The sequence below is a fragment of the Enterovirga sp. genome (genome assembly GCF_028290205.1).
GTDB lineage: Bacteria > Pseudomonadota > Alphaproteobacteria > Rhizobiales > Beijerinckiaceae > Enterovirga.
On sequence record NZ_JAQGKF010000017.1, the window covers coordinates 1 to 5,765 of the forward strand.

General features: G+C 71.3%; 4 protein-coding genes, 1 tRNA gene and 1 pseudogene. 2 read left to right on the forward strand and 4 right to left on the reverse strand.

Features of this window, described 5'->3' with window-relative positions; genetic code table 11:
- A pseudogene (locus JWR86_RS01610) lies at window positions 1-1,143 on the reverse strand (cytochrome C oxidase Cbb3); the annotation flags it as partial.
- A gap of 261 nt (window positions 1,144-1,404) precedes the next feature.
- Between JWR86_RS01610 and JWR86_RS01615 the strand changes: the two are divergent.
- Both JWR86_RS01615 and JWR86_RS01620 read left to right on the forward strand, forming a co-directional pair.
- Complete coding sequence (locus JWR86_RS01615) at window positions 1,405-2,841, forward strand: homospermidine synthase (RefSeq protein WP_299559791.1); 1,437 nt, start codon at window positions 1,405-1,407, stop codon at window positions 2,839-2,841.
- 158 nt (window positions 2,842-2,999) lie between these two features.
- Window positions 3,000-3,275: a PilZ domain-containing protein gene (locus JWR86_RS01620; RefSeq protein WP_299559794.1), complete on the forward strand. Its 276-nt coding sequence runs from the start codon at window positions 3,000-3,002 to the stop codon at window positions 3,273-3,275.
- A 205-nt stretch (window positions 3,276-3,480) separates the two neighbouring features.
- Here the strand turns inward: JWR86_RS01620 and JWR86_RS01625 are convergent.
- The 3 genes from JWR86_RS01625 to JWR86_RS01635 all read right to left on the reverse strand — a co-directional run.
- A tRNA-Thr gene (locus JWR86_RS01625) sits at window positions 3,481-3,555 on the reverse strand.
- A gap of 68 nt (window positions 3,556-3,623) precedes the next feature.
- The gene (locus tag JWR86_RS01630) at window positions 3,624-4,508 is read right to left on the reverse strand and encodes a DUF1186 domain-containing protein (protein WP_299559797.1); all 885 of its coding nucleotides are present in this window, start codon (window positions 4,506-4,508) and stop codon (window positions 3,624-3,626) included.
- Window positions 4,505-5,765, reverse strand: a 1,261-nt coding sequence (locus JWR86_RS01635) for a phenylalanine--tRNA ligase subunit beta (protein ID WP_299559800.1), incomplete at its 5' end; no start/stop codon positions are given. The genes JWR86_RS01630 and JWR86_RS01635, both read right to left, overlap by 4 nt.

Here is a 5,765-nt window from a genome sequence, read left to right on the forward strand (position 1 = left end):
GGCCGTCCACAGGATCTCGGACGGTTTGCGGCCGTCGCGCGGATGGAAGCGGAACACCGGCGCCGAGGCGCCCTGCAGGATGGTGCCGAGGAAGATCTCGGTATCGATGCCGAGCAGCTGCGGCGCAGCCACGGCGGGCAGCATGGTGTCGGCTCCGAAGCCGTGCAGGCTGTTGTTCAGCGACGACAGCCCGCGAAACGGTCCGATCGCCGCCTGGCCGCTCCAGCCATAGGGGTGGGCCTCCGCCGTGAAGCTCGTCGGGATGGAGGTCGGGTTGTTGGTGGCGTCCACCGTGGTGTCGAAGCTGCCCGGCGGCCAGGCGCCGAGCATGGCCCGCACGGCCGGAACAAGCGCCGCCGGATCGGGCAGCAGGTCGCTGCGGCCGTTTGTCAGCCGGACGATGTTGTCCGTCCGGGTCTTGAAGGCGTCCAGCGAGCCGATCCCGGTCTGGGCGAAGAAGGCGGAGGGATTCGCCGACAGGGCGAGAAGCAGCCCGGCCTGCAGGTCGGTGTTCGGCGCACCCTCGACGACCCGGCCGGAGGCGGGATCCACCGTGGCGTGGCAAAGCGCGCAGGTGACGCCGACCCGCACGCGGCCACGGTCATAGGCGACCCGCACGCCCAGCGGCACAAAGCCGCCCCGCGGCACGTCGAGGCCGGTCGAGATCACCTCCCCGGCCCGGAACAGCCGCGTCCCGACCTGGACGTCGCGCGCGATCCTGACCTTGAGGTCGGTGGTGCCGGCACCCCAGAGGGAGGCGAGCGCGAGCGCCACCCCGGAGGGGGAGATGGCGCCGTCCATCAGGCCGGCCACATCGCTCAGAAAGATCTCGTTGCCCCAGGTCTCCCGGTAAAAGGCGTCGCGGCCGAGCGCCGCGAGCTCCGGACCGAGCCTCACCGCACCCGCCTCCGGGCTGAGGCTGCGCCGGCCCTCCTCCGTGCCGCCGAGACGCTCCGCCTCGGCGGCCGACACGGCGCGGCCGAAGACGTCGAAGGCCCCCGCCTGGGGCAGGCGCTCCGGGTTCAGGATCTCGGATTCCGCCGGCACCGCAGCGTGATCGAACCGCAGGGTCAGCGCGGCAATGGTCGAGACCGCAGCCGCCACCACCAGCAATGCCAGGAGGACGCGTACGCGCCGCGTCACCGCGCCGCCTCTCTGGTCCTGCCGAGCGCGGGCGGGCACAGCCTGTGAAGCCCCTCAGCAGCCAATCGCATTCGGGCTCCGCTCCGTCCTGGTGGGTGACGACCCTGGTGAGTGACGGCCGGAACGGGTCAGAGTTCCCCAGCCGCCGCCGGTTTTCAGCCCCTGTCGGTTGACCGGGCCTCCCCCGCCTCGCAAACAGCCGACTCCCTGGCGGGCTGCCCTGCGGCCGGCCGAGACCCATTTTTCCGGAGCGCTGTGCGCATGACAACCTGGCCCGTCCACGGCCGCATCAGCGGCCCCATCGTGATGATCGGCTTCGGCTCGATCGGCCGCGGCACCCTGCCCCTGATCGAACGCCATTTCGAGTTCGACCGCTCCCGTTTCGTGGTCATCGACCCGGAGGACCGGGACCGCGCGCTGCTGGATGAGCGCGGGATCCGCTTCATCCATCAGGGCGTCACGCGCGACAATTACCGCGATCTGCTGACGCCGCTCCTGCAGGAAGGGGGCGGCCAGGGCTTCTGCGTCAATCTCTCGGTGGACGTCTCCTCCCTCGCCGTGATGGAGCTCTGCCGCGAGATCGGCTCGCTCTATGTCGACACGGTCATGGAGCCGTGGCTCGGCTTCTATTTCGACAAGGCGGCCGGGCCGGAGCAGCGCTCCAACTACGCGCTGCGCGAGACCCTGCTGGCCGCCAAGCGGCGCAACCCGGGCGGCACCACGGCCGTGAATTGCTGCGGCGCCAATCCCGGCATGGTGTCCTGGCTCGTCAAGCAGGCGCTGGTGGACCTCGCGGCCGAGCTGAAGCTCGACGGCCCGGACCCGGCGAGCCGCGAGGACTGGGCCCGGCTGATGCAGCGGGTCGGAGTGAAAGGTATCCACATCGCCGAGCGCGACACGCAGCGGGCCCGCAACCCCAAGCCGCGCCAGGTCTTCGTCAACACCTGGTCGGTGGAAGGCTTCGTCAGCGAGGGCCTGCAGCCCGCCGAGCTCGGCTGGGGCACGTTCGAGCCCTGGATGCCGGCCAATGCCCGCCAGCACAGCGAAGGCTGCCAGGCCGCGATCTACCTGCTCCAGGCGGGAGCCGACACCCGCGTCCGCTCCTGGACGCCGACCGCTCAGGCGCAATTTGGGTTCCTGGTGACCCATAACGAGTCGATCTCCATCGCTGACTTTTTCACCGTGCGGGACGATGGCGGCCAGGTCCTCTACCGGCCCACCTGCCATTACGCCTACCACCCGTGCGACGACGCCGTGCTGTCGCTGCACGAGATGTTCGGCCAGGCGGGCGAGCGCCAGCCCGACTGGCACATTCTGGACGAGACGGAGATCGTCGACGGAATCGACGAGCTCGGGGTGCTGCTCTACGGCCACGGCCGCAATGCCTTTTGGTACGGCTCCCAGCTCTCCGTGGAGGAGACCCGCCGCATCGCGCCCTACCAGAACGCGACCGGCCTGCAGGTCACCTCGGCGGTGCTCGCCGGCATGGTTTGGGCGCTGGAGAACCCGGAAGCCGGCATCGTCGAGGCGGACGAGATGGATTACCGCCGCTGCCTCGAAGTGCAGCGCCCCTATCTCGGCCCCGTGATCGGCCGCTACACCGACTGGACCCCGCTCCACGGCCGGCCAGGCCTGTTCCCGGACGACATCGATCCGGCCGAGCCCTGGGCGTTCCGCAACGTGCTGGTCCGGAGCTGACGGAAGCTCCGCCGGCCGCGCCTTGGGGACGGGACCGCTTCGGCCGGTCCCGTCCCGCCATCCCGCCGAAGACCCGGGGCGGGTAAAAATCGAGCGGTTCGCCTCACGGCGGTTAAGGGATCGGGCGCTAGGGTCCGGCCTTCCGCCGAGGACCCCGGATGCTGTTCAAGAAGCCGCCACTCGCCAGCGACGACCGGCGGCTGTCGCCCCGGAAAACCGTTGCCCTGGAGGGCCGGATCTTCCTGCCGGGCGGCCGGGCCGTGTCCTGCATCACGGTCGACGTTTCCCAGAGCGGCGCGCGCGTCAAACTCGGCGGCAACGTGCTGCTGCCGGAGCGATTCGAACTCTCCATTCCGCCCGAGGCCAGCCGCCGGCCGGCCCGCCTCGTCTGGCGGTCGCAGGATGCGGTGGGCATCCAGTATCTCGACGGCTGAGCCCCCGCCGCGCACGCCGCGTGCGGGTCAGATAGCGGCCGCCCTCAGGGGGACGGGATGGCGCCGACCGCCTCGCCGAGATGACGCCTCGCCTCCACTGGCATGCCGATCTGCTTCGCGCCCGGCCGATCATAGGACGCGGGGCCCCGGAAGCGGCATGGCCCGTGCAGAGACGGCGATCGTGTCGGAGGGTACCCGGGGACGGTGGTGCTGCCAGAGAGGATTGAACTCTCGACCTCTCCCTTACCAAGGGAGTGCTCTACCACTGAGCTACGGCAGCGGGTCCGCGAAAAGTGCGTCGCGGCTGAATAGAGGATGGCCGGGTGCGGCGCAACCGCGCCGGTGCGATCATGCGGTCAGGCAGCACCGCTTGAACTTGCGGCCCGAGCCGCAGGGGCAGAGATCGTTGCGGCCGACCTCGCGCAGCGGGTTGCGGTGGGGCTCCTCGGGCTCGCCCTCCTCCTCGTCGTCGGCCAAAGCGGCTTCGAGCTCGGCGACCACGTCCTCGACATAGCCCAGGTCCCGGTCGGCGAATCGCGCGTTGTCCTCCGGACGCTCGACGGCCTCCTTCAGGGTCAGGGCGAACCAGTCCGGATCGCTGACATCCTGCAGGAGCCGCGCATCGGCGCGGGCCGCCGCGACCCGGTCGGCGAGGTCGGCCAAGCCGAGCAGCGCCACCGTCTCCTCCCAGCCCGTCCAGGCGGCGTCTCCGGCGCGGGCCGGGCGTTCGGCCTCGAAGCGCAGCAGAAAGGCCTCAGCCTCGGCCCGGGGGATGCGGCCCGCATGGGTCAGGAACGCATAGGCGCCGAACAGCGACCAGCGCAGAAACTCGTCGGTGTCGCGGTCGAAAATGGCCGCTTCGAGCGCCCGAACATCGCCGTCGAACACGCTGACGACCACGCGGGGCAGCGTGCCGCCCACGGCGTCGCCAATCCATTCCCCCGTGATTCCGTCCGGACGACGCAGCGCGCGCAGCAGCGGGGCACACAGCCGCTGCTCGCGCACGGCCGCGAGGGCATGCACGCCCCAGAAGAGAAGATTGGCGTCGCGCTCGGAGGGAGCGGGGCCTGAGGCTGCCGCCTCGAGCAGGGGCAGCACCGCCTCGGCGAGGCGGGCCGGCGAGCGGACCGCGCGTTCCAGCGCCTCGGCCGGCAGGTCGCGGGAGCTGGACAGCGCGGCGACGATGTCGCCGCCGCCCTGCCGCATGGGGATGTCGCCCGGATCGCGGCTCACGTGCGCAAAACCGCGCCGGCGCGCTTGGCCGCGGCCTCGACGATTCGGGCCGAGACCGCGTCGATCTCCCCGTCGGTCAGCGTGCGGCCGGTCGGCTGGAGGGTCACGGCGAGCGCGACCGACTTCATGCCCTCCCCGATGCCCGCCCCCTCATAGAGGTCGAACACGTCCGTGCGGCTGATCAGCGCCCGGTCGACATTGGCAACGGCGCGCAGCAGCTCGCCCACCGGCACGTCGCGGCCGAGCACGAAGGCGAAGTCGCGCGACACCGGCTGCAGGCCGGACAGGGCCAGCTTGGGCTTGATCTTGGTTGGCCGGTACTTCGGCAGCGGCAACTGATCGAGGGTGATCTCGAAGGCCACGGGCGCGCCCTTCAGGTCGAGCGCCTTGAGGATGCGGGGATGCACCTCGCCAAAATGGCCGACGGCGCCCTTGGGCCCGAAGGAGAGCGTGCCGGAGCGGCCGGGATGGAGCCAGTCGGGCCCGCCGGCCGAGACCTGCAGCCCACCGGCCGGGATGCCGAGCGCGGCCAGCAGCGCCAGGGCGTCTGCCTTGGCGTCGAAAGCGTCCACGGGTCGGGCGGCTCCGTCCCAATGCCGGCCGGCGCCGACGGCCCGCGCCGTGCCGCGCCGGAGACCGGCCGCCCGCATGGTCTGGCCCTCGGGCTCGTCCGTGGCGAAGCACTGGCCGACCTCGAACAGGGCCGTGTCCGGAAAGCCCCGGTCGGCGTTGCGGCCGGCGGCCCGCAGAAGACCCGGCACCAGGCTCGGCCGCATGTCGGACAGGTCCGCCGCGATGGGGTTTGCGAGTTGCAGCGAACGATGGCCGCCGCCGAACAGCTTGGCGTCCTCGTGCGCAATGAAGGACCAGGTCACGGCCTCCACCATGCCGCGGGCGGCGAGTTCGCGCCGGGCCAACGCCGTGCGGCGCTGCAGCACGGTCAGGATCGGCTTCGCCACGGCCTGTTCCAGGCGCGGCAGCGGCTCGGGTCGGATGCGGTCGAGGCCGGCAATGCGGATCACCTCCTCGACCAGATCCGCCTTGCCTTCGATATCGGGCCGCCAGGACGGCGGCAGCACCTTCACGCGGTCGCCCTGCCCGGCCACCGTGAAGCCGAGCTCCTGGAGGATGACCTTGCTTTCGGCCCGGGGCAGATCCAGGCCCGAGAGACGGCGGATCTCCGTCCAGGGAAAGTCGATCGGGTGCTCGCGCTCGGGAATCTGGCCGGCGAAGCTCGCCTGCGACGGCTCGCCGCCG